Origin of the sequence: Bartonella sp. LB28NMGDW (assembly GCF_042194435.1) — a bacterium.
In the GTDB taxonomy this organism is placed as follows: Bacteria; Pseudomonadota; Alphaproteobacteria; order Rhizobiales; family Rhizobiaceae; genus Bartonella; species Bartonella grahamii.
The window spans coordinates 84,026-107,894 of record NZ_JBHIMX010000005.1; the positions used below are offsets into that span (position 1 = coordinate 84,026).

At 37.5% G+C, this 23,869-nt stretch carries 15 protein-coding genes; 8 read left to right on the forward strand and 7 right to left on the reverse strand.

Translation table 11 applies throughout. From position 1 onward, the window contains the following. Positions 1-42: 42 nt before the first annotated feature. A complete protein-coding gene (locus tag ACFIKG_RS04625; RefSeq protein ID WP_375625977.1) occupies positions 43-1,149 on the reverse strand; it encodes a branched-chain amino acid aminotransferase in 1,107 nt (368 codons plus the stop codon). A gap of 306 nt (positions 1,150-1,455) precedes the next feature. On the opposite strand from ACFIKG_RS04625, the gene ACFIKG_RS04630 reads away from it, so the two are divergent. Then, entirely contained in the window at positions 1,456-1,731 is a 276-nt protein-coding gene (locus tag ACFIKG_RS04630) for a hypothetical protein (protein WP_375625976.1), read from the forward strand. Positions 1,732-1,907: 176 nt separating this feature from the next. Here the strand turns inward: ACFIKG_RS04630 and ACFIKG_RS04635 are convergent, their stop codons facing one another. From ACFIKG_RS04635 to ACFIKG_RS04645, 3 genes are all read right to left on the reverse strand, one after another. Further along, positions 1,908-4,445: an SPOR domain-containing protein gene (locus tag ACFIKG_RS04635; RefSeq protein ID WP_375648139.1), complete on the reverse strand. Its 2,538-nt coding sequence runs from the start codon at positions 4,443-4,445 to the stop codon at positions 1,908-1,910. 151 nt (positions 4,446-4,596) lie between these two features. Beyond that, positions 4,597-6,354 (reverse strand): arginine--tRNA ligase, encoded by a 1,758-nt coding sequence (gene argS, locus ACFIKG_RS04640; RefSeq protein WP_375648138.1) that lies wholly within the window; start codon positions 6,352-6,354, stop codon positions 4,597-4,599. Between the two features lie 30 nt (positions 6,355-6,384). Next, the gene (locus ACFIKG_RS04645) at positions 6,385-7,587 is read right to left on the reverse strand and encodes a deoxyguanosinetriphosphate triphosphohydrolase (RefSeq protein WP_375625971.1); all 1,203 of its coding nucleotides are present in this window, start codon (positions 7,585-7,587) and stop codon (positions 6,385-6,387) included. Positions 7,588-7,695: 108 nt separating this feature from the next. Between ACFIKG_RS04645 and ACFIKG_RS04650 the strand changes: the two genes are divergently transcribed. The 5 genes from ACFIKG_RS04650 to glmS all read left to right on the forward strand — a co-directional run bounded on the left by ACFIKG_RS04650 (position 7,696) and on the right by glmS (position 13,241). Further along, positions 7,696-8,019: an iron-sulfur cluster assembly accessory protein gene (locus ACFIKG_RS04650; RefSeq protein ID WP_015856510.1), complete on the forward strand. Its 324-nt coding sequence runs from the start codon at positions 7,696-7,698 to the stop codon at positions 8,017-8,019. Between the two features lie 39 nt (positions 8,020-8,058). After that, the gene (locus ACFIKG_RS04655) at positions 8,059-9,048 is read left to right on the forward strand and encodes a carboxypeptidase regulatory-like domain-containing protein (protein WP_375626070.1); all 990 of its coding nucleotides are present in this window, start codon (positions 8,059-8,061) and stop codon (positions 9,046-9,048) included. A 46-nt stretch (positions 9,049-9,094) separates the two neighbouring features. Further along, positions 9,095-9,880, forward strand: a complete 786-nt coding sequence (locus tag ACFIKG_RS04660; RefSeq protein ID WP_375625969.1) for a cytochrome c biogenesis CcdA family protein — start codon at positions 9,095-9,097, stop codon at positions 9,878-9,880. Positions 9,881-9,894: 14 nt separating this feature from the next. Then, positions 9,895-11,244, forward strand: a complete 1,350-nt coding sequence (gene glmU / locus ACFIKG_RS04665) for a bifunctional UDP-N-acetylglucosamine diphosphorylase/glucosamine-1-phosphate N-acetyltransferase GlmU (protein WP_375651838.1) — start codon at positions 9,895-9,897, stop codon at positions 11,242-11,244. 173 nt (positions 11,245-11,417) lie between these two features. Further along, positions 11,418-13,241: a glutamine--fructose-6-phosphate transaminase (isomerizing) gene (gene glmS / locus ACFIKG_RS04670; protein ID WP_375626921.1), complete on the forward strand. Its 1,824-nt coding sequence runs from the start codon at positions 11,418-11,420 to the stop codon at positions 13,239-13,241. 392 nt (positions 13,242-13,633) lie between these two features. Here the strand turns inward: glmS and recG are convergent, their stop codons facing one another. Beyond that, positions 13,634-15,742 carry an ATP-dependent DNA helicase RecG gene (gene recG / locus ACFIKG_RS04675; protein WP_375651839.1) on the reverse strand — a complete coding sequence of 703 codons (2,109 nt, stop codon included), beginning with the start codon at positions 15,740-15,742 and terminating at the stop codon, positions 13,634-13,636. A gap of 392 nt (positions 15,743-16,134) precedes the next feature. Between recG and dnaE the strand changes: the two genes are divergently transcribed. After that, positions 16,135-19,623, forward strand: a complete 3,489-nt coding sequence (dnaE, locus tag ACFIKG_RS04680) for a DNA polymerase III subunit alpha (protein WP_375651840.1) — start codon at positions 16,135-16,137, stop codon at positions 19,621-19,623. Positions 19,624-19,812: 189 nt separating this feature from the next. On the opposite strand, the gene ACFIKG_RS04685 is transcribed toward dnaE, so the two are convergent. Both ACFIKG_RS04685 and ACFIKG_RS04690 read right to left on the reverse strand, forming a co-directional pair. Continuing rightward, positions 19,813-21,060, reverse strand: a complete 1,248-nt coding sequence (locus tag ACFIKG_RS04685; protein WP_375626915.1) for an FAD-binding protein — start codon at positions 21,058-21,060, stop codon at positions 19,813-19,815. A gap of 52 nt (positions 21,061-21,112) precedes the next feature. Beyond that, positions 21,113-21,361 carry a zinc-finger domain-containing protein gene (locus tag ACFIKG_RS04690; protein ID WP_375611536.1) on the reverse strand — a complete coding sequence of 83 codons (249 nt, stop codon included), beginning with the start codon at positions 21,359-21,361 and terminating at the stop codon, positions 21,113-21,115. Positions 21,362-21,687: 326 nt separating this feature from the next. Here ACFIKG_RS04690 and ACFIKG_RS04695 point away from each other — a divergent pair, with 326 nt between their 5' ends. Further along, positions 21,688-23,868, forward strand: a complete 2,181-nt coding sequence (locus ACFIKG_RS04695) for an RNA degradosome polyphosphate kinase (RefSeq protein ID WP_375651850.1) — start codon at positions 21,688-21,690, stop codon at positions 23,866-23,868. Position 23,869: the final 1 nt, after the last annotated feature.

Below are 23,869 nucleotides of genomic sequence, written 5' to 3' on the forward strand. Positions count from 1 at the left end.
TGCTTTCATGGAAGCGTTTATAGATATGAGAATATCTTATTATTATGAGAGCTGGACAGAATGAACCCAGCCATTTTTATCTTCTATGTTCCCTTTTTGAAGGCCAACCAATTGTGTACGAAGCTGCTTTGTAACTTCTCCAACTGTTTCATTTCCAATAATAAATTCTCCCCCTTTATATTTAAAACGACCAATTGATGTGACAACGGCAGCTGTACCACAAGCAAAGACTTCTTTAAGGTGTCCACTCTTTGCATCTTCTTGAAGCGCTGCAAAAGAATAAGGACGCTCTTCTATTTTTAAACCCATTTGTTGAGCTAATCTTAAGATTGAATCACGAGTTATCCCTGGAAGGATAGTTCCATTAAGTGTGGGGGTTACAAGTGTATTATTGTCCATAATAAAGCAGACATTCATACCACCAAGTTCTTCAATCCATTTATGTTCAATCATATCAAGGAAGAGTACTTGGCTACAATTGTTTTCAGTTGCAGTTTTTTGTGCAAGTAAGCTTGCTGCATAGTTTCCACCACATTTGGCAGCGCCTGTGCCCCCTGGACCAGCGCGGCTATAATCTGTTTCAATCCATACACTAACAGATTTTTCTTCTCCTTTGAAATAGGATTCAACTGGAGAGGCTATGATACAAAAAAGATATTCTTGAGAAGGGCGGACTCCCAAAAAGTTTTCATTGCCAAACATAAATGGACGGATATAGAGGCTAGCGTTGGGATGATCAGAAACCCATTTTTGATCAATTTTTACTAATTGATGAACGGCATCCAGAAAAATATCTTTTGGCAATTCTGGCATAGCTAAACGCCTCGCTGATTCTATAAAGCGTTGTGCATTGGCATCAGGACGGAAGAGCAAGATGCGCCCATCTTTTGCTCGATATGCTTTTAAACCCTCAAAAATTTCCTGTCCGTAATGTAAAACGGTACTTGCAGGGTTAATTTCTAAAGCTTTGTATTGAGAAATGATGGCATTATGCCAGCCTTTGTCTTCAGTCCATTGAATAGTACACATGTGGTCTGTAAAAAATTGACCAAAACCGGGACTTTTTAAAATTTCTTCACACTTTTCTTCTGACAGAGGAGATGGGTGTTTTTCTATTTTAAAGGGAAGCGACGATATAGGAGATTTCATAAAAAAACCTTTTGAGTATGTTTCATTTTTATTAATAAAAATAATGAGATATTTTGATCACAACTCTATTATTAACAAAACCTTTGTGTCAATGTTTTATTATAGAACACAAAGAGGTTTATTATAGAATTCAAAGGCTATGATAGATATTTTAATTCTACTTTCGCCTCTTTTTCTCAACTTTATGAAGTAAGCTGGAACTTTTTTCTATAATTATCGTTTTCTCAAAATAAGTATCTGAATAATTTCATATATGCATATTGTCTAGAAATTAAAAGGTAAGGGAATTGAGAAAAGGAATCTACTATGATTGATAAAAATTATCACACATATGAAGAACGTATGGCAGCAGAAAGAAGAGATAGTGAACAACGTGTTTCAATCGCTAAGGGTATTTTTGCTATTCTTCTTGCGATCGTTATTATCTGGTTTGTTTTTGGTTTTTTAGGATCTTTTTTTGCAAAATCTCCTGAACATAGTTCGCGTTATAATACTCCAGAAACAAGTCAAAGCGTAACAACGCCCAAAAAAGATTTAAATTCGCTCCCTCCTGTACCTTATACTTATAAGGGTACGGAATGACTTTTTCATAAATATAATCTTTTAGATAGGGCGAAAATCGACGTAGATTAAGGAATAAAGTCAGCACAAAGACATAAAAAAGATTGGACGATTTTAATTTCTGAAGTTTTTGATAAGTAATTAAATGGTATGGAAATAAATCATGCAACGGTTGTTAAAACCGTTGCATGATTGGTTTAGCGTGTGATGAAGCAGCTTCCACCAGAACTTTTAATGGATTCACAAAGGATTATGGCTTCATTACGGTCTTGCGCTTGAATCCGAACACGGTAATAAGTACCTTTTCCTGGTATAAAAGCGGATTGAATATTTAAAGAACGGGCACCGATAAGGAATCCAAACTTAGATTTCATATTTTTTAAAGAATTTCTAGCTAGCTCATGCGTTGGTTGAGATGCAAGTTGTACGTAATAACTTTCTGAATTTTGTGCTGCGACTTTGTTTGATGATGTGGGGCGAGACGCGGCGGGTGTTTCAACTTGTGTATTTCTTTCTGCATGAGAAGGAATAGGGATAAATTTTTCTTCAATATTTGAGTTAGAAGTACTTTCTGCGATTATTTTATCAATATTATTTTTGAGATCAAGATCTATTTCTTGATTGTTTATATCAGAATCATGCGACGAAACAAGGGAGGAATCTTGAAGTTCATTAGGAGTTTGATCAATGTTTTCTTCAGACTGAGCAGCAGTTTTGCTCTTTGTTTGATGTACGGGAGCTAGTGTAACTGTACCATCTTGATTTACAATAACAGTTTGTACTTCTTGCGTGGGAATAGTATGGTTTATGGCTTCTGTGACTGCATCTTCAACATCAGATTCATTTAAAGAAGAAGATGAAGCGTTTGAAGATTCTTCAGGATTTAATTCTTTTAAATTTTCAGGTTGTTCAGAGTTATCAATAAGAAATTGTTGTGTGTTTTCTTGTTTTTCATTTTGTTCAGTTGTTTGCTTATAGATATCTAAATTATGTGCAACATCATTTTTCGGTTCAGTTGTTTCTGGTTTGAATTTAAAAGGCGCATTATCAGCGTGGATAATGATCGTTTCTTCATTTTTTTGTGATGACATAAAAAAGTGCGAATAACCAGCAAATCCAATTCCTATTAAAATAAGTATAAAAATACCTTTAATGAAAGTTTTACCAAAAATAAAACTTTTTAAGGGAGGAGGAGCTGGTGGATGCGTGGGAACTTCATCTGAGCCTGTGTATGATGAATTCTCGCTAAAAGGGGGAAAATTATATTCCATATTGGCAGAAGAAAAATAGTCGGAATTTTGTTCTTTAGAGTTTATATAAACACCTTCTTTTGAATTTTGCATAGACTGATGAAAAACTTCACTAAAAACCTCATTTTTCTGTTGTTTTTGAGAAAAATTATCCGTTGGGACATTTCCTACATTAAGTACATCAGCAAATTCTTCCTCTAAACCACCACTAGTTGGCACATCATATTCTGGCGCTTCATACGGGACTTCTGGAACCATAATAGGGCCAGTTTTTTCTACGATTTCCTCTGAAAATTTATAAGTATCAACATTGGGAGGGGGAGTATCTCTGTGCGTATAGTTATGGGCAAAAAAGCCATCCGTTTGTTTTGTATTCAAAGAGGCTGATGAGGAAAGAAACTCATCTGAATTACTTTCATCATATGAAATTTCTCTATTTGGGTTAGAGGTACTTTCGGTGTTATTGATGTATTGGGCTTGAGCCTCATTATATATTGGAACTTTTTCGCTATAAGTTTCTTTTTGTGAAGGGTTTTCTTCAAAAAAATGGGGATAATTGGTTGTATGATCTTCTTGTGAAGCCCCCTTTAAATAAGATTGTCTATCAACTGGTGGAGAATCCAAAGGTGAGGAGAAGGTACTTTTTGTTTGATTTCTTGCAGTGTTTTGTCTTTCTGACATAAGGTTAGAAGATGAGAAAAACTCATTTGCCTCTGTAGAAGAGGAGACATCAGGATAAGAAGAGGAGACATCAGAATAATCTTTTTTGATCCAATTTTCTTGATCAGCTGAAATTTTATAGGGATGGTTTACAGGAGTGTCATAGAGGTTTTGATTATCATCATGAGTTTGTTGTATATTCGTAGCTTTAGGCTGTTGTGAATTTGTTTGTGAAAAACGATTGGTTTGTTCAACAGATTCTGGAATCTCTTTCTTATTTTCGCGCCTTTCAGATTTATCAAAAAAGAAATTTTCTGATTCTGATTGTGAAATAAGATTACTTTTTTTATGAAACGAATCAGCACTGGTTGCTGTTGTTTTCTCTTGAGGGGATTGGTTCTTCGGGATTGGTAATGGAGAAAGCTCATCTAAAATTTGTTCTTCATCATGACTGCTAGGTGAAGAATATTTCTCTTCAGATAAATTATTTTGTTTTGAATGGTTGAAAGAAGCAGCTTGTGCGATATCTGAGGCTGTTGCGTTGCTGGTTGCATGCAAGTCCCATTGTTTTTTTTGATCATCAAACGGTAAGTCATGTGCTAAATTATTTTCAAGTTCCTCTTCTAGAAAGGACAAATAAAAATCATCATCATGGGATGATGTTTCGGGGTGAGATGTTGATCGATCTGTCTGTAAAGAAGATTGCTCATTTTGGTTTCCGCTTTGTTTGTGCGGATTAAAAATGCGCGTAAGTCTTTCCAAAGGATCATGGTGTTCATGATCGTGTTTTGTTTCGTGTAGATTTTTGCGATCGTTATCGCTCATAGCTTTTCTCACATGGTGATTTGCACTTACGTGCAATCAATGGTTGATTTTGATTTGTTATATTAAAATTATAAATTTTCCCCCTCTCATGCAAGGATACATGAAAAAGTTTATCAATAGAGTACCTATTGTATGTATTTATAGAACTTTTTCAATGCATTTCTATTGGTGCTTCGACTCCTATGATGGTAAGTCCTGATGATAAAATATTGATAACAGCTTGTATCAACCCCAATCTTGCAAAGGATAACTCTTTATCATCAGGTTGAATAAAGCGTAAATTGAGATTTTCACTCCCTTTATTCCAATGGGTGTGAAAGCTGGAGGCAAGGTCATAAAGATAAAACGCTAATCGATGCGGTTCCTTATGAACGACGGCCTGTTCAATGATACGTGGATATTCAGAAAGTTTGCGTATTAACAATATTTCATGGTCATCTGTTAATCGATGAAGATGGGCGATTAATGTATCATTTGAAAAGCTTTTAATATGAAGCGCTTCCTGTGCTTGACGAAAGACTGAGTGACAACGTGCACTTGCATATTGTACGTAAAAGATGGGGTTATCTTTTGATTGTTCTGTTACTTTTGTAAAATCAAAATCAAGAGGTGCTTCACACTTACGGTATAGCATCATAAAACGCACAGGATCACGCCCAACCTCTTCGACAACATCGCGTAGAGTGACAAAAGATCCTGCTCTTTTTGACATGCGTACAGGATGACCGTTGCGAAAAAGTTTTACCAACTGACATAAGAAGACGCTTAATTTAGCTTTATCCCCAGAAATTGCTTTTGCCATTGCCTCTAGCCGCTTTACATAGCCAGCGTGGTCTGCGCCTAGAATATAAATCATTTCATCAAAATGACGATTAAATTTATCCCGAAAATAAGCAACATCAGCAGCAAAATAAGTGTAAGAACCATCAGATTTGACTAAAACACGGTCTTGGTCATCACCAACATTTGTTGAACGGAACAAAGTTTGTTCACTTGGTTCCCAATCTTCTGTATTTTTTCCCTTGGGAGGGGGGAGTTTTCCTTTGTAGATATAACCATTTAAAGTGAGGTCGTTGATGGTGTTACGAATGGCGCGTGCATTATCTGCATAAAGCATTCGCTCAGAGAAAAAGATATCATGATAAATATTAAGAGCAGCCAAATCTTCGCGAATCATGGTCATCATTGCATGAATTGCACGTTCTTTCACAAGAGATAAGGCTTCATCTTTATCCATCGTGAGGAGTTGGTCACCAAACTCTTGAGCAAGCGATTGTCCCAATGGTATCAAGTATTCTCCAGGATAGAGCCCTTCTGGAATTTCATTAATTTCTTGCCCAAGAGCCTCACGATAGCGCAATAGTACAGAGTGGGCGAGGACTTCGATTTGTTGACCAGCATCATTGATATAATATTCTTTCGTAATGTTATAGCCCGTAAATTGCAGCAAATTGGAGAGAACATCTCCAACAACCGCTCCGCGGCAGTGCCCTACGTGCATTGGTCCTGTCGGATTTGCTGAGACATATTCAACATTGACGCGTTTTCCTTGTCCCATTGGGATACGACCATAAGAAGTGCCTGATTCAAGCATGGATTTTATAGCATCTTGCCAAAATAATTTTGTAAGCTTTATATTTATAAAACCAGGACCGGCAACATCTATATTTTCGATAGAGGAATCATTTTTAAGAAGTTCTATGATTTTATCTGCAAGTGCACGTGGATTGATTCCAATAGATTTTGCAAGCACCATAGCAGCATTGGTTGATAAATGACCATGGGAGGAATCACGCGGAGGATCAACAGTGATTTTTGATAAATCTAGATCTTCTCCATTTTTCCCTTTTATATCAGATAATTCAATTGATCTCTTAATTTTTTTTTCGAAGTTTTTAAAGATATTCATATTTAGCTTCCATGATGATTCCAAAAGCCATTAGACGAAATTATCTGTATGGTCAAATAAACGGTGATATTCACGTAGAGCGTAGTGATCTGTCATGCCTGAAAGAAAGTCAGCAATCAAACGTGCTAACTCTTGATTTTTTAAGTGCACTGTTTTGTTCTGCCAACTTTCAGGCATTGTATTTGGTTTTTCATAATAACAATTGAATAATTTTTGTACAATGCGTTTTGCTGCATTGCGACGACTAAGAACTTGTTCATGGTAGTAAAGATTTTTAAATAAAAAGTTTTTTAGTTCTTTTTCATAAACAGTCATTGTTGGTGAAAAGGTGACAATAGTTTGTTTTGCTTGGTGAATATCGTTTATGCTTGCTGGTTTGATGCGTGCTAAATTTTCTTGTGATTGTTTGATAACATCTTCAACCATGGTTGTTATTTGTCTTCGTACAAGTGTGTAACCACGACGCGCTTGGTCGAGATGGGGGTGCTCATCTGTTATATCTTTTAATATTGCTGCTGTTAGTGAAACATGTTCAAATTGATCGAGTGTTAAAAATTGCGAACGTAGACCATCATCAATATCATGCGCATTGTATGCGATATCATCTGCAATAGCAGCACATTGCGCTTCTAGTCCTGCAAAACAATCGAGTGCAAGGTCTTGCTTTGCATTGTATTGTAAAATATCGATAGGAACCTCCTTATTCTTCGCGTGAGGACCTAACAGGGGACCATTATGCTTTACAAGTCCTTCGAGGGTTTCCCATGTAAGGTTAAGTCCATCAAAATTTGCATAGCGCTGTTCTAGTTTTGTGACAATGCGTAATGCTTGTGCATTATGATCAAAGCCACCATAATGTATCATGGCTTCATTAAGCGCATCTTCTCCAGCATGGCCAAAGGGCGTGTGTCCAAAGTCGTGAACAAGGGCAATGGCTTCGGCAAGGTCTTCATCAAGACAAAGGGCACGGGCTAATGTTCTTGCAATTTGAGAGACCTCTATGGAATGGGTTAGGCGAGTACGATAATGATCGCTTTCATCAGCAATAAACACTTGCGTTTTATGTTTAAGACGTCGAAATGCATTAGAATGGATAATACGATCTCTATCTCGTTGAAAAGGTGAGCGTGTGGCGCTCATCGTTTCATGAAATAATCTACCACGGCTTGTTTGCGGATGAGCACTGTACACTGCTCGAGATTGGTAATTGAAGTTGATATTGCCTATATCCATTGCAAGCTGCCCATTATCATCTTAGAATTGAGAGTGGTTTATGACAAATAAACTTCTCTTTGAATATGGGATACTCTTTCTTGATGGTTTAATGCAAGGATATATAAAATGAATGTGAAAATTTCAGATGTTGCTGCCAAAAAAATTGCACAGATACTTTTGCGTGAACCCGATAAAATAGCATTGCGTATTTCTGTTGAAGGTGGTGGGTGTTCTGGTTTTTCTTATAAATATGACTTGGTTTCTGAAATGTGTAAAGATGACCTCGTTCTCAAAAAAGATGGGGCAGTTGTGTTTATTGATTTACTATCACTTCCTTTCATGGAAGGAGCTGAGATTGATTTTGTTGATGATCTTATGGGGCAGTCTTTTCAAATCCATAATCCCAATGCTGTTTCATCATGTGGTTGTGGTGTAAGTTTTTCAATTTAAAATGATGGCTTTGTGATATTGTTTCTTGAAAAAAATATCATGTTGGTCAACAATGTGAAAATGGGTATTCTTATAAAAATAGTGCACCGATGTGTATGGTTGTGCGTGGTGCTTGCTTTATTGATCTGGAGCCACTGTGCTTTTTCTGAAGAAGGAGAAGGGAAAGATCAGCAGCAGGGACAATCAAGGAGTTTTATTGTAAAGTCTCAAGAGCAGGAAAAAGAAAATGTAGCATCTCAAACACAACTCATTTTGAATGCTCGATTAACAAATAGTTATCCGGATATTGAAAAAGGGCTTGTCTGGCGGGTTTATGCCCCTATTATAGGGATTGATAATAAATTACCATTAGTGGCAACCTATAAGGGGGGAAGTGCGCGTTTTGATCTCGAACCAGGAAGTTATCTTGTTCATGTCTCATTTGGTCATATGAGTGCTGTGCGCCATATTCGTTTAAAAAATGGACAGAGTCTTGTAAAAAACTTTAATCTTGAGGCTGGTGGTGTCATTTTAAATGCAACACTGCTCAATGGTGTAATGAATGAAAAGGAATTACGTTTTACCATTTATGAGGATGAAAAAGAAAATGATGATACGGGGGTGATTTTATCAAATGTTAAACCCCAATCAGTTGTGCGTTTAAAAGCTGGCCGCTACCATGTTGCTTCCCATTATGGTTCTATTAATGCGACGGCTCGTTCGGATATTCAAGTGGATGCTGGTAAAATGACAGAAGTTACCCTTGAACATCAGGCCGCTCAGATTGTCTTAAAGCTGGTACGACAAGAAGGAGGGGAAGCGCTTGCAGATACCAGTTGGTCTCTTGCTAATGATTCTGGTGATATCGTTTATGAAACAGTTGGTGCTTATGTTTCACTCGTGTTAGCGGAGGGAGAGTATATTGCAATTGCTAAAAATAAAGATAAAATCTATCAAAAAGTTTTTTCAGTCGTTTCTGGTCATGATGAAGATATAAGTGTGGTGGCGAATGAGCAAAATATGCAACGAATTGATGAAGATGTGGATTGATCGTTGTTCATGGGGGTAAACTATGATGAGAGACGGGGTATGAGTTTTGATTGAAATTTCAACAGTTGGTGTGTTTTTTGCTGGGGCACTCTCTTTTTTGTCGCCCTGTGTTTTGCCATTAGTTCCTCCTTATTTGTGCTATATGGCAGGTGTTGGTATTGATGATTTTCGCTCAGAAAATCGTGATGAGAAAGTCTTTATACGGTGGGCTTTATTGTCTTCTGTTATTGCTTTTGTTCTCGGGTTTACGACTGTTTTTGTTGCTTTAGGTGCCAGTGCTAGCACAATTGGGAAATTCATCGGTTATTATCGTGATTGGTTCGCCCTTGCTGCTGGAATTGTCATTATTATTTTTGGTTTAAATTTTTTGGGGATTTTCAAGATCGCTTTTTTATTCCGTGAAGCGCGTTTTCAGACCAAAAAAACACCTTCTGGTCCTTTGGGCGCGTATATTATTGGGTTAGCTTTCGCTTTTGGTTGGACACCGTGTATTGGCCCCATTTTAGGTCCTATTATAACGCTTGCTGGAACAAAAGAAACTGTGGGAGAGGGAGCTATCTTATTAGCGGTTTATGCATTAGGTCTTGCTATTCCTTTTATGTTGGCAGCTTTATTTTCGAGCAGTTTTATGCGATTTTTAGGAGCTTTTCGTATTCATTTAGGAAAAGTTGAAAAAATTATTGGTGTTTTTCTTATTCTTACAGGGATTTTGTTTTTAACAGGCTCTATGCAGGATCTTTCATTTTGGCTTTTAGAACATTATCCTTCGTTGAGCTATATTGAAGATATTCGTTGGCACGATATTATGATTTTTTTTGGATTTTCTCGTTAGTCTTATGTGTTTTTATGGTTAGAAGTTGTCTTTCTATTGTTCTTGCTGCAGGTGAGGGGACGCGCATGAAATCGTCTCTGCCTAAGGTACTTCATAAAATTGCTGGATTGCCTCTTATATGCCATGTTCTAAAACAAATAGAATTGGCAGGCTCTTCACAATTAGCAGTCGTTGTGGGATTTGGTGCTAAGGAGGTTACGCACGTTGTTCAGTCATTTGTAAAAGATGCGATGATTTTTGAACAAAAAGAGCGTTTAGGAACAGCTCATGCTGTTTTATCTGCTCGTTTAGCTTTGCAAAAGGAAGTGGATGATGTTCTCATTGTTTTTGGGGATACGCCTCTCATTCAGCAAGATTCATTGCACCAGATGCGTGCACAGCTTGCTGATGGAGCAGATGTTGTTTTTGCAGGTTTTCATACCCAAAATCCAACAGGTTATGGGCGTCTTCTCGAGAAAAATGGTCAATTGATCGCAATTGTAGAAGAAAAAGACGCTAGCGATGAAGAAAAAAAGATTTCTTTTTGTAACGGCGGAATACTCGCTATGCGCGGAAAACATGCACTTTCTCTTTTAGAGAAAGTTGATAATAACAATGTGAAAAAAGAGTATTACTTAACAGATATTGCTTCTCTTGCAACACGTGAAGGATTAGATGTGCGTGTTGTTGAAGTTCCTTTTGAAGATATTGTAGGAATTAACAACGGTCTTGAGCTTTCTGAGGCTGATTCTTTATGGCAAAAACGTAAATCGCGCGATTTAATGTTATCGGGTGTTACGCTTTTAAAACCAGAAACACTCTATTTTTCTTATGATACAGAAATTGAACCAGGGGTGGTGATAGAACCAAATGTTTATTTTGGATTAAGCGTGAAAGTACAATCTGGTGCTGTTATTCATGCATTTAGTTATCTCGAAGGTGCTGTGGTTGGTAGGGATGCACAGATTGGTCCCTATGCACGTTTGCGTCCTGGAACAGAGTTGGCGAAGTCCGTAAAGATTGGAAATTTTTGTGAAGTCAAACAAGCTAAGGTAGGAGAATCTTCTAAAATCAATCATTTAAGTTATATTGGTGATGCTGAAATTGGTGCACATACCAATATTGGAGCCGGTACGATTACGTGCAATTATGATGGATTTAACAAATATAAAACCATGATTGGTGATCATGCTTTTGTTGGGTCTAATACGGCACTTGTTTCCCCATTGGTAATAGGGGATGGCTCTTATGTTGCTTCAGGAAGTGTTATTACTGAAAATATTCCTATGAACAGTATGGCTTTTGGGCGTGCACGACAGGTTATAAAAGAGGGCTACGCGACAAAATTTCGAGAGCGCTTGTTAGAAAACAAACAGAAAAAATGATTATTTTCAGCTTATTCCTTTGTTTCGTGTTATTCTAACGATCGATAGGATGTTTATTCTTAAAGATTGCCGTACTCCATGTTTGAATTATTTTATTATTTATAGTTTTAAATAAAGGCTGTTGGATTATTTTATAAGATTTAAATCTTAAAGATGTGGGTTGGAGCTTTTTAATGTGTGGAATTATTGGAATTCTTGGAAAGAGGTGTGTTACGTCTTCTTTGGTTGAGGGGTTAAAACGTCTTGAATATAGAGGGTATGATTCATCTGGGGTGGCAACGGTCCATAATGGGCATCTTTATCGTGTACGTTCTGAGGGGAAGCTTGTTCATTTAGAAGAAAAATTAAAAAAAACACCTCTGGAGGGAAGTTTAGGGATTGGTCATACCCGTTGGGCTACGCATGGAATTGCTGTTGAACGCAATGCGCATCCCCATGTGACTGAAAAGCTTGCGATTGTTCATAATGGTATTATTGAAAATTTTGTAGAATTGCAAAAGGAACTCATAGAGGATGGTTATATCTTTGAAACAGAGACGGATACGGAAGTTATTGCACATTTAATAACGCGTGCATTAAAAGATGGTCTTTCTCCGCAAGAAGCTATGCGTACCAGTTGGAAAAGGTTGCAGGGGGCTTTTGCTATTGCTCTTATTTTCGAAGGAGAAGATAACCTTATGATTGCGGCTCGTTCTGGTCCACCTCTGGCAATTGGTTATGGAAAAGATGAATTTTTTGTTGGGTCAGATGCGATTGCTTTGGCACCATTCGTTGATTATATTAGCTATATGGAAGACGGGGATTGGGCTGTTCTCACACGGGAAGGCGTCACAATTTATGATGTATATAATCAACCGGTAAAACGTCCTGTGACAACATTACTTGAAGAGGCTTTATTGATTTCTAAGGGTAATCATCGCCATTTTATGCACAAGGAAATGTTTGAACAACCTGAAGTGATTTCTCATAATTTGGCGCATTATCTTGATCTTGGAAATTATGCCGTTCGACCTTTTAAGAATTTGATTGATTGGAAAAATATTCATCGCCTCCTTTTTGCGAGTTGTGGAACGGCTTATTATTCAACCTTAGTTGCGCGCTATTGGTTTGAGAAATTTGCCGCTTTAAGTGTTGATAATGATGTTGCTTCGGAGTTTCGTTATCGTGAACCTCCTATAACATCTGATGTGTTGTCGCTGTTTGTTTCTCAATCAGGTGAGACAGCTGACACATTGGCTTCTTTGCGTTATTGTCGTGAGCGGGGTGTAAAAACAGCAACAATTGTGAATGTAGAGCAATCAACAATGGCAAGGGAGGCTGATTTTATTCTTCCAACACTTGCCGGACCGGAAATTGGTGTTGCGTCAACAAAAGCTTTTACCTGTCAATTGGCAACGCTTGCTTCACTAGCACTTAGTGCTGCTAAACAACGTGGCTATCTCTCTGTTCAAATGGAACAGCAATTGGTTCAACAATTGGCAGAAGTTCCACGTATTTTAAATGAGGTCTTAAAATTAGAGAGCAAAATTGAATGTATTTGTCGTGATTTAGTGAATGCAAAAAGTGTTCTTTATCTGGGACGTGGGACTTCTTATCCGATTGCTTTGGAGGGAGCCCTTAAACTGAAAGAGCTTTCTTATATTCATGCTGAAGGTTATGCGGCGGGTGAGTTGAAGCATGGACCAATTGCTTTGGTGGATGAGACAATACCTGTTATTGTTGTTGCACCTTATGATCGGTGGTTTGAAAAAACTTTTTCTAATATGCAAGAAGTGGTAGCGCGTAATGGTCGTATTATTTTAATAACCGATAAAAAAGGAGCAGAAGTAGCTTGTCTTAAGACTTTATCAACGATCACTTTGCCAGAAGTTCCAGAATTTATTTCTCCTATTATTTATGCACTCCCTGTTCAGTTAATCGCTTATCATACGGCTGTTTTATTAGGAACAGATGTCGATCAACCCCGTAATTTGGCAAAATCAGTCACGGTTGAATAAAAGTATATTTCTGAATCTTTGGGAGAATAATCAAGTGTAAGAAACTGATTGATAATGATAGCTTATTTTTTCCACTTTTCTCTGTTGAACGAGAATACCGGAGACGGGATTTTTCTTTCTAAATTCTTTACGATAAAACAAAAAATATTTTCTTACCTGTCAAAAAATAGATCAGCTATGTGAATATAATGATAGAAAAATGCGCAATATTTCTTCTACTGTTTTAATGCAAGAATAATTTAGATTGAAAGAAAAGATGCTGTTGTTGGGTTGTTACTCTTTCATGAAGCATAAAGATGGTAAGGGATTGCATAGATTGTTTATGGGTTATTCTAAGAGAGAAAACCGTATTTGAACAGAGAGGTATTTTAATTTTTATTAGAGGGTCTTTATTATCCTGCTCGCAAGAGGCGTGTAGCATCATCGTGTCCGAAAAGATAAAGCAGCAACCGTAAAGCTTGTCCTTGCTGAGAAGAAAGATGAGGATCGCGTTGTAAAAATAAACGAGCATCTTTTCTTGCCATTGACAAAAGATCACTATGAACAGCAAGGTTTGCTATATGAAATTCAGGGACTCCGGATTGTTTTGTACCTAAAAGCTCTCCTTCGCCTCGCAGACGCCAATCTTCTTCAGCGATTTCAAAACCATCTTCTGTATTGCGTATAATATTAAGGCGTGTTGCTGCTGTTTTAGTCAGTGGATCTTTATAGAGCAAAATGCAGGAAGATTTTTTATCGCCTCGTCCTACACGTCCACGCAATTGGTGCAGTTGTGAAAGGCCAAAATGTTCGGCGTGTTCGATGATAATGATCGAAGCATCTGGAATATCTACTCCCACTTCAATAACAGTAGTTGCAACTAAAATACGTGTATTTCCACATTTAAAAGATGCCATAGCGGCTTCTTTTTCTGCTGTAGACATTTTTCCGTGGATCATACCAACGTGTGCACCAAAGCGTTCATGGAGAAATGCAAAGCGGTTTTCAATTGAAGTGAGATCAAGAGCTGTCGATTCCTCCACTAAAGGACAAATCCAATAGAGCTTTTCTCCTTTTTCTAATGCAATTGCGATTCGCTCTATAAGCTCATGAAGACGTTTCAAAGAAAGCATTGCTGTTGTAATGGGTTGTCGTCCCATTGGTTTTTCTGTAATTTTAGATACATCCATATCACCAAAAGCTGTTAAGACAAGTGTGCGCGGAATGGGCGTGGCGGTCATAACCAGCATATCAGGTTTATTGCCTTTTTCTGTAAGAGCGATACGTTGATGGACACCAAAACGGTGTTGTTCATCGATAATGGTTAAGGCAAGATTGTTATAAGTAATGCTGTTTTGTATGAGAGCATGGGTTCCGATGATAATAGAAACTTGACCTGATAGAATATCATTCAAGATATTTGTCCGCAATTTTCCTTTTTCTCGCCCTGTTAAAAGAGTTGTTTGTAATCCGACCTTTTCGGCAAGAGGAGCGATGGTGGCAAAATGTTGCCTGGCAAGTACTTCGGTTGGCGCCATTAAAGCTGATTGTCCTGAATTTTCAGCAATTTGTGCCATTGCCATCAATGCAACAACAGTTTTTCCTGCGCCTACATCACCTTGGAGTAGTCTTAGCATCGGTTCTGGTGAAGCAAGATCATTTGCGATATCTTCTACTGCTTTTTTTTGTTCGGTTGTGAGTTGAAAGGGGAGGACATTAAGCAATTTTTTAGTATAAATTCCTGTTGCTGGTCGAGAAGTGCCTACAAGAGATTTGGTTTTTAAACGCACGAGTCCTAGCGCCAATTGACAAGCGAGCAATTCATCATAGGCAAGACGTTTGCGTGCTGTACTTTCTAGGGATAGATCGTTGGGGTTAATGGGCGCATGGATACGGCGTAAAGCAACAGAAAAAGAAGAAAAATTTTGCTGCTTTTTCACATTTTCATCTATCCATTCTGGGAGGAGAGGAATAAAATCAAGAGCGTTTTGTATGGCGCGTCTTAGTGTTTTTGCAGTTAGTCCTGCAGTAGAGGGATAGACAGGTTCGATGAGAGGAATCTGATTTGATTGTTCGCTTGGCGCAATATAGTCGGGATGCGCCATTGAAAATTGCCCATTAAACCATTCAACTTTTCCTGATACAGTAACTTTTTTTCCTTCAGGGAGTTGTTTTTTTAGCCAAAGAGGCTGAGCGTGAAAAAAGACTAAATTTATTTTTCCTGTTTGATCATGGGCAATAACACGATAGGGGATTTTGTTATGACCACGGGGCGGTGGTTGATGTTGATCGATGATGATTTCGAGCGTAACAGTGTCTCCTTCTTTTATACAAGCGATGCTGGGACGCATTCTGCGGTCTATGACGGAATGGGGCATTAATTGAAGAAGATCAATAAGGGTTGCTTCGCGTTGTGTAGGATTAACATTTAAGAGTTTGGTCAGTAAACCATAGGTTTTAGGTGTAATACCAGAAAGAGTTCGAATAGAATTAAAAAGAGGGGTAAGAAGATTTGGAGGCATGAGCAAATTTAACCTGCTCTTTTTGTTTTTTCTAGACCTTTAGAAGAGCTTTTTGGGGATAAAGTCATAAAGAGGAGGTTGCTTTATTTACATATTATTTACACATTGAATTTTAGGAAGAAAAATTAATATTTAAAGATAAATACAATAAAAGGGTGTAAAAATTAAAGTGCTTAGATGAGGTGTATTGTTTTTCTTTTTATTTTAGCTGTTTATTTGCTGTGAATAGAAGCATTTTCTTGATAGAACTCTCTTATAAATATTAATAAAATTGGGATATTGCTCCTATGTAGGATGATGAACTTATAGCTTTAAAGTTATGATAAACAGGAGTTTTTTTCTTTTATAAGGGGTGCTGTTTGGCATTTATTTTGTAGTGGGAAATTGTGAGAGTGGTAAAAAATAAAAATAAAACGCAAGAGAACAAAAATTCTCTTCCTCGCTTTATTCATTTGAGAGTGCATTCAGCTTATTCTTTACTCGAAGGGGCTTTAAAAATCCCTCAAATTATTCAACAGGCGATTTCAGATCATGCACCAGCGGTTGCTATTACCGATACCAATAATTTATTTGGTGCTTTGGAATTTTCACAGCATTGTCTTTCTCATGGGGTCCAACCTATTATTGGTTGTCAGCTTACTGTTGATTTTTGTGATGAAAATGATCATTCAGGTTTGGCTAAATGGCGTAATTCTGCTAATTTTTGCTCTATTGTTCTTTTGGCTGCTAGCGAAACCGGTTATGCTCATTTGGTTCGTCTTGTCAGCCGTGCTTATCTTGATAAATGTGATACTGATCCTCCTCATATTAAAGCTAATTGGTTGTCGGCACACAGTGAAGGAATAATTGCTTTAACGGGAGGTAAGGGAGGACCTATTAATCTTTCTTTGGCGGAAGAGAAAAAAGAACATGCTGTTGAGCGCTTGATTTATTTGAAAAAATCTTTTGCTGATCGTCTTTATGTGGAATTACAACGGCATGGCTCTTATGATCGGAGAGTAGAGGCTGATCTTATTGAATTGGCTTATGCGCATGAAATTCCTCTTGTTGCGACAAATGAAGCCTTTTTTCTGAAGAGAGAAGGGTATGAAGCGCATGATGCGCTGATGGCTGTTTCAGAAGGGCAAATAGTCTCTAATCCAGATCGCAAACGTGTGACGCCAGATCATTATTTGAAGTCACAAGATGAAATGGTTACACTGTTTTCGGATCTTCCAGAAGCTTTAGAAAATAGTGTTGAAATTGCATTGCGTTGCCATATTGCCACACCTCTTCGAAAACCGATATTGCCTCGTTTTATAGAACAATCTGCTAATTCAGAAGCTACTTTAGAAGTAGAAGATAGTGAGTTGTTAAATCAGGCTAAAGCTGGTTTGAAGATGCGGCTTGAAACAATTGGATTGGCTGAAGGGTATACGATTGCAGATTATGAGCAGCGGCTTGATTATGAAATTTCAGTTATTACGCGTATGCAATTTTCGGGATATTTTCTTATCGTTTCAGATTTCATAAAATGGGCAAAGGTTCATGATATTCCCGTTGGACCAGGACGGGGTTCTGGTGCTGGTTCACTTGTTGCTTATGCATTGACGATAACTGATGTTGATCCATTGCGGTTTTCTCTTCTCTTTGAACGTTTTCTCAACCCAGATCGTGTTTCGATGCCAGATTTTGATATCGACTTTTGTCAAGAGCGGCGCGAAGAAGTTATTCAATATGTTCAAAAAAAATATGGACGTAATCAAGTTGCTCAAATTATTACCTTTGGTAAGTTACAGGCACGTGCAGTTTTGCGTGATGTGGGGCGTGTTTTAGAAGTTCCTTATCGTCAGGTGGATTATCTTACAAAATTAATTCCTGCCACACCAGGAAGTCAGGTAGAATTGGCTGATGCTATTAAGGATGAACCTAAATTTGAAGAGGAAAAGAAAAAAGATCCCGTTGTTGGACGCGCATTAGATATCGCACTCCAGTTGGAGGGACTTTATCGTCATGCTTCAACTCATGCTGCTGGGATTGTTATCGGAGATCGTCCGCTTTGGGAGCTTGTCCCGATGTATCGTGATCCTCGTTCTGATATGCCTGTTACACAATTTAACATGAAATATGTTGAACAGGCAGGGCTGGTAAAATTTGATTTTCTTGGATTAAAAACGCTTACTGTTTTGAAAATGGCAGTCGATTTTGTTGCCAGAAAGGGGATTAAAATAGATTTATCAAATATTCCTCTGAATGATGAAACAACCTACGCTATGATGGCACGTGGTGAAACGGTTGGTGTGTTTCAGGTGGAAAGTTCTGGTATGCGCAAGGCGTTGATTGGAATGAAGCCAGACCGTATTGAAGATATTATTGCGCTGGTCGCACTTTATCGTCCAGGTCCAATGGAGAATATTCCAACCTATAATGCACGCAAACATGGGGAAGAGGAAATTGCTTCTATTCATCCTAAAATAGACCATCTGATCAAAGAAACACAAGGTGTTATTGTCTATCAAGAACAGGTGATGCAGATTGCTCAGGTGCTTGCTGGCTATTCGCTTGGAGAAGCTGATTTATTACGTCGTGCTATGGGGAAAAAAATTCATGCTGAAATGCAAAAACAGCGTACGCGTTTTGTTAATGGAGCTGTTGCAGGTGGTGTGGATAAAGATCAAGCTGATATTATCTTTGATCTTTTAGCAAAATTTGCCGATTATGGTTTTAATAAATCGCACGCTGCTGCTTATGCAATTGTTTCTTACCAAACAGCTTATATGAAAGCAAACTATCCCGTTGAGTTTTTAGCTGCTTCAATGACATATGATATGACGAATACAGATAAGCTCAATGATTTTCGGCGTGAAGCATTAAGGTTGGGTATTGAAGTTATTGCACCTTCTATACAAACATCTCATCGTGTTTTTGAGGTTGGTGATAACTGTATTTATTATTCTCTTGCTGCCATTAAAGGTGTGGGAGAAACTGTTGTGGATCATATTGTTACTTGTCGTGGGAATAAGATTTTTAAGGATTTGGAAGATTTTTGTGCGCGTATTGATCCTCGTATTGTTAATAAGCGTGCGATGGAAAGTTTAGTTTGTGCTGGTGCTTTTGATTGTTTTAACATTGCACGTGAGGTTTTATTAGCCAATCTTGGAACCCTTCATGCGCGTGCACTTCGTATTCTCGATGACAATTCTAGCGGGCAGGTTGATATATTTGGAATGGCAGGCGGATTAAAAGAACCATTGATTTTATCGCAAACAACCCCTTGGTTGCCGGCTGAGAAACTTTATCGAGAATTTCAAGCTATAGGTTTTTACTTTTCTGCGCATCCTTTGGAGGAGTATCAAACTATTCTGGACAAAAAACGCATTCAGACTTGGGGTAATTTTGCCAATGCCGTTAAAGGGGGAGCAACGGCTGCACGGCTTGCTGGAACTGTTGTGGCAAAAAACGTGCGTAAAACAAAATCTGGTAAAAAAATGGGAATTATTCATTTTTCTGATACAAGTGGACAATATGAAGCAGTTCTCTTTTCTGAGGTACTATCGGATTATGAAGAGATGCTAGAACCCGGAAAATCTTTTATTATTACGGTAAGCGCAGAAAATCGTTCTGAAGGAGTTAGTTTGCGAATTGAAACAATTCAGTCTTTGGAAAAGGAATCATTACAACAGCATAAAATGATGCGTCTTTTTATAAAAACAGTTGATATGCTTCCACAAATTGAACAAAATTTAAATCTTGGGGGAAATGGAGAGGTTGGGCTTATTTTAATTCAAGAGGATGGATTGCGAGAAGTCGAAATTGCGCTTCCTAAGCGATATAAGGTAAATTCACATGTCGCAAATGCGATGAAATTAATTCAGGGTGTTGTTGATGTAGAACTGAGTTAAAGAAAGATAAAGATGGGAGCTGATTTTGAGTGGTGTTTTTGCTTTTAGGAGAGCTAAAAATTGAGCTTTTAAAATCGGATTGTATATTTTAAAAAATATAGCCTTTATTTGAGTAAATTATGATGGGTTTTAGTGTCATAGAGTCAAAAAATCTCGTTCTTTCGTAATATTCAAAGTACTGGAAAAATTTTATAAGTTTTTATCATTATTTTTTATGGAATTCATTGCATCATACATGTAAAGCCAATTGAGATCTGACATAATGCTCTCTGGTGTACGAATTTTCATCATGAGATTGCGTGCAATTGCTATGGGACCGGTTGCGTGATAGGCTAATCTATTGAAATCTCCGCGTTTTTTTACTGCTGCAATACGGGGGGTGCGTGTTGTTTCGTAAAGCGAAAGTGCTTTCGTTAATGAAAAATCTTGCAATGAAAGTGCTTCTGCTAATGTGGCAGCATCTTCGATTGCCATAGCGGCACCTTGTGCTGCAAAAGGTAAGGCAGCATGTGCGCAATCGCCAACAAATACTTGTCTCTCTAAACCGATAAAACGATTTTGTTTCATTTGAAAGAGTGGCCAATAGCTCCATTCATCAATATGATCAAAGATTTGTAAGATTTTTGAATTCCAATCTCTAAAAAGAGATTTGAGTTTTTCTTTATCTCCTTTATGAGCCCATCCTTCTTTTGAATTTTCTCCATTTGTGATGGCGACAAAATTAAAAATTTTTTCTGACGATTGAATGGGATAGACAACAAGATGATTTTTTGGTCCCATCCAAGCCGTAATTGTCTTCATATTTTGCAATGAAGAACGAAAGTTTTGAGGAAGATTATCAAATGTTGTTGTTGCACGCCAAGCAATAAAGCCACTAAAATTTGCTCTTTCATGAAAAGGAGATTGTTGCCGTAATGTTGACCAAACGCCATCACATCCGATCAGGAGGGGCGTTGAATGAAGCTGTTCTGTTGCCGTATCTGTTTTTATTGTTGTGATTTTAATGTTGCTTGCAGATTGGGTAGAAGATACAATCGTTTCGCCTGCTTTGTATTTGATCAAAGGATTTTCAATCACTGCATTATATAAAATTTTTTGTAAAGCCGCGCGGTGAATCGTCATATAAGGGGCTTTCCAATATTTTTCTGTTAGATTAATAAGATGAGCCCGTAGATGTATTTTTAAAGATAATCCATCTTTTAACTCAAGAAAATGTGGGATTGTAGCGACTGCAGTGAGTTTGTTAAGAAGTTTCCAGCGAGCAAGAATAGATGTTGCATTTGGTGTCAGTTGAATACCAGCGCCTATCGTTTCAAGTTGCTTATACTTTTCGATAATGGTGCTTGCAATTCCTTTATGAGCGAGTGCTAAAGCGGTGCTTAAACCAGCAATTCCTCCTCCAACAATGATGGGTGATTGTTCCACAAATGATTTCATATTAAACAAGCAGAATTAAAAGAGTGGTTATTAAGAAAGCCAAAAAACGCGATTATAATAGCTTTTCTGGATGATATAAGCATCCTGTTGGGTTTGTTTGATCGTATGATAGCGAGGGAACATAACGATAAAGGGTTGAGCAGTAAGGGCAAATTTTCTCATCTGCTGCTCCCATGTCGATAAAGATATGAGGATGATCGAATGGGTGTGTAGCGCCTACACACATAAATTCTTTCACACCAATTTCGATTGTTTTATATCCAAGGTCATTTTGGAAATGAGGGATATTGTGATCAGCCATGGGGTACAAACTCCAGAATAAATTGTCTCATCAGCTATGATTGGGCTCTTCTATTTTATAGGCGTGAGTTTGTAATAAAGCTTATGATAATGCAAGCTGCTTTTTAAGACAAATTTCTCCTATTTTATGCTATATTATAATAATTGTCTTACTTTTAGTGCTTTGCGCATAGAAGATAGTTCCAAGTATTTTTAAATATTAAATGGAAAAATGATAAGGAAAGTTAGGCATTGATATATTATTATGATGATAACATGTTATCAAATGTTATGTGAGATATTTTGTCAAGGATTTTAGAAAATATAAAAGAAAATTATTTAGGATATATGGAACAGAGGGTGGTAGATAAAATTTCTATATCGAATATAACAATGAAAAATCCGGTACGGTTTATTAATCGAGAGTTTTCATGGCTACAATTTAATAATCGTGTTTTGATGGAAGCGGCTAATGCGAGACATCCTTTATTAGAACGTCTACAATTTCTTTCTATTTCAGCTGCAAATCTTGATGAGTTTTTTATGGTTCGTGTTGCAGGATTAGCCGCTCAAATTCGTTCTCGCATTACAGCGTGCAGTGCAGATGGGCACACTCCACAGGAACAACTTGATATTGTATTAGCTGAAATTTCAAAGCTGCAGGCTCACCAACTACGAGAATTGAATGTTTTACGTAATGAATTAAAAAAGAATGATATTGAAATTATTTGTTCTGATGATCTTTCAGAAATTGAAAAATCATGGCTTGAAAAATATTTTCTTGAGACAATTTTTCCTGTTTTAAAACCTTTGCCTGTTGATTCTACTCATCCTTTTCCATTTATTCCTAATTTAGGGCTTTCTATTGCGCTTCAATTGTCTGGAGAAACTGATCAGAACTCTCACATAGTGTTGTTGTCTATTTCAATGCTTTTGAGGCGTTTTATTCTTCTTCCTCAAGAGGGTAATCATTTTCGTTTTATTGCATCTGAAGATGTTATTTGCCTTTTTATTAAACATGTATTTCCTAACTATGAGGTTACAGGAATTGGTATATTTAGAGTAATCCGAGATAGTGATATTGAAGTAGAAGAAGAAGCTGAGGATCTTGTTCATTTTTTTGAAACTGCTCTCAAAAGGCGGCGCCGTGGGCAGGTTATTCGAGTTGAGTTTGACGCAAGAATGCCAGAGAGTTTACGCCAATTTATAGCGAATAGTCTCGCTGTCCCTGATAATTGTATTAATGTTCTTGATGGATTTTTAGCGCTTAATATGGTATCAGAAATTGTTTCTATTCCTCGTGATGATCTCAAATTTATTCCTTATATTTCTCGTGTTCCAGAATGTATTCGTGAACATAAAGGGGATTGTTTTGCGGCTATTCGTGAAAATGATATTGTGATTCATCACCCCTATGAGACATTTGATGTTGTTGTCCAATTTTTACGTCAAGCTGCTTGCGATCCTGATGTTGTGGAAATCAAACAAACACTTTATCGTACATCAAATGATAGCCCAATTGTTAGCGCTTTGATTGAAGCAGCTGAACAGGGAAAGTCTGTGACTGCTTTGGTAGAACTTAAAGCACGTTTTGATGAGGAAGCAAATATTCGTTGGGCGCGGGATCTTGAATGTGCTGGGGTTCAAGTTATTTTTGGTTTTATTGCATTAAAAACTCATGCTAAGATGTCATTGGTTGTGAGACGTGAGGGAAAACGTCTTTGCTCTTATGTTCATCTTGGAACAGGAAATTATCATCCCATTAACGCTAAAACTTATACCGATCTTTCTTTTTTTTCCACGGATGATGATATCGCTCATGATGTTGCGTTATTGTTCAATTATATTGCGCAATATGAGCGTCCAAATGAAACAATGAAGATTGCTTTTTCACCCTTAACATTGCGTGGTCGTATCTTAGAGCATATTGAGGGAGAAATTGTTCATGCACAACAGGGAAGGTTTGCTGCTATTTGGATGAAAGTTAATGCATTGGTTGATCCTGAAATTATTGATGCTTTATATCGTGCCAGTCAAGCAGGGGTGCGAATTGATTTGGTTGTGCGGGGGATATGTTGTTTACGTCCTCGTATTCTAGGAATTTCGGATAATATTCGTGTAAAATCAATTGTCGGGCGTTTTCTTGAACATAGTCGCATTTTTTGTTTTGGGAATGGTCAAGATTTGCCTAATGAAAATGCACTCGTTTACTTAGGCTCTGCTGATATGATGCCTCGTAATCTAGACTATCGTGTTGAAATATTGGTTCCAGTTTTTAATAAAATAGTGCGTCAAAAAATTCTTTTACAGATTATGTTGGCTAATATTATTGATAATCAGCAAAGCTTTGATATACTTAAGGATGGAACATCAAAACGTATTACGCCGCAGATAGGTGAAAGTCTATTTAATGCGCAGGAGTATTTTATGGCCAGTACAAGTTTTGCAGGGGAAAATGAGTCTTTTGAGTCTTCTGTTTCGCGCTTGGTTGCGTTGCATCGGCAACAAGCCGAAATACATAAAGACTAAA

What these genes read in the sequence shown, in the direction of transcription:
- ACFIKG_RS04625 (WP_375625977.1), bottom strand. Translation starts at nt 1,149, where the DNA reads ATGAAATCTCCTATATCGTCGCTTCCCTTTAAAATAGAAAAACACCCA.
- ACFIKG_RS04630 (WP_375625976.1), top strand. Translation starts at nt 1,456, where the DNA reads ATGATTGATAAAAATTATCACACATATGAAGAACGTATGGCAGCAGAA.
- ACFIKG_RS04635 (WP_375648139.1), bottom strand. Translation starts at nt 4,445, where the DNA reads ATGAGCGATAACGATCGCAAAAATCTACACGAAACAAAACACGATCAT.
- argS (WP_375648138.1), bottom strand. Translation starts at nt 6,354, where the DNA reads ATGAATATCTTTAAAAACTTCGAAAAAAAAATTAAGAGATCAATTGAA.
- ACFIKG_RS04645 (WP_375625971.1), bottom strand. Translation starts at nt 7,587, where the DNA reads ATGGATATAGGCAATATCAACTTCAATTACCAATCTCGAGCAGTGTAC.
- ACFIKG_RS04650 (WP_015856510.1), top strand. Translation starts at nt 7,696, where the DNA reads ATGAATGTGAAAATTTCAGATGTTGCTGCCAAAAAAATTGCACAGATA.
- ACFIKG_RS04655 (WP_375626070.1), top strand. Translation starts at nt 8,059, where the DNA reads ATGTTGGTCAACAATGTGAAAATGGGTATTCTTATAAAAATAGTGCAC.
- glmU (WP_375651838.1), top strand. Translation starts at nt 9,895, where the DNA reads ATGGTTAGAAGTTGTCTTTCTATTGTTCTTGCTGCAGGTGAGGGGACG.
- glmS (WP_375626921.1), top strand. Translation starts at nt 11,418, where the DNA reads ATGTGTGGAATTATTGGAATTCTTGGAAAGAGGTGTGTTACGTCTTCT.
- recG (WP_375651839.1), bottom strand. Translation starts at nt 15,742, where the DNA reads ATGCCTCCAAATCTTCTTACCCCTCTTTTTAATTCTATTCGAACTCTT.
- ACFIKG_RS04685 (WP_375626915.1), bottom strand. Translation starts at nt 21,060, where the DNA reads ATGAAATCATTTGTGGAACAATCACCCATCATTGTTGGAGGAGGAATT.
- ACFIKG_RS04690 (WP_375611536.1), bottom strand. Translation starts at nt 21,361, where the DNA reads ATGGCTGATCACAATATCCCTCATTTCCAAAATGACCTTGGATATAAA.
- ACFIKG_RS04695 (WP_375651850.1), top strand. Translation starts at nt 21,688, where the DNA reads ATGGAACAGAGGGTGGTAGATAAAATTTCTATATCGAATATAACAATG.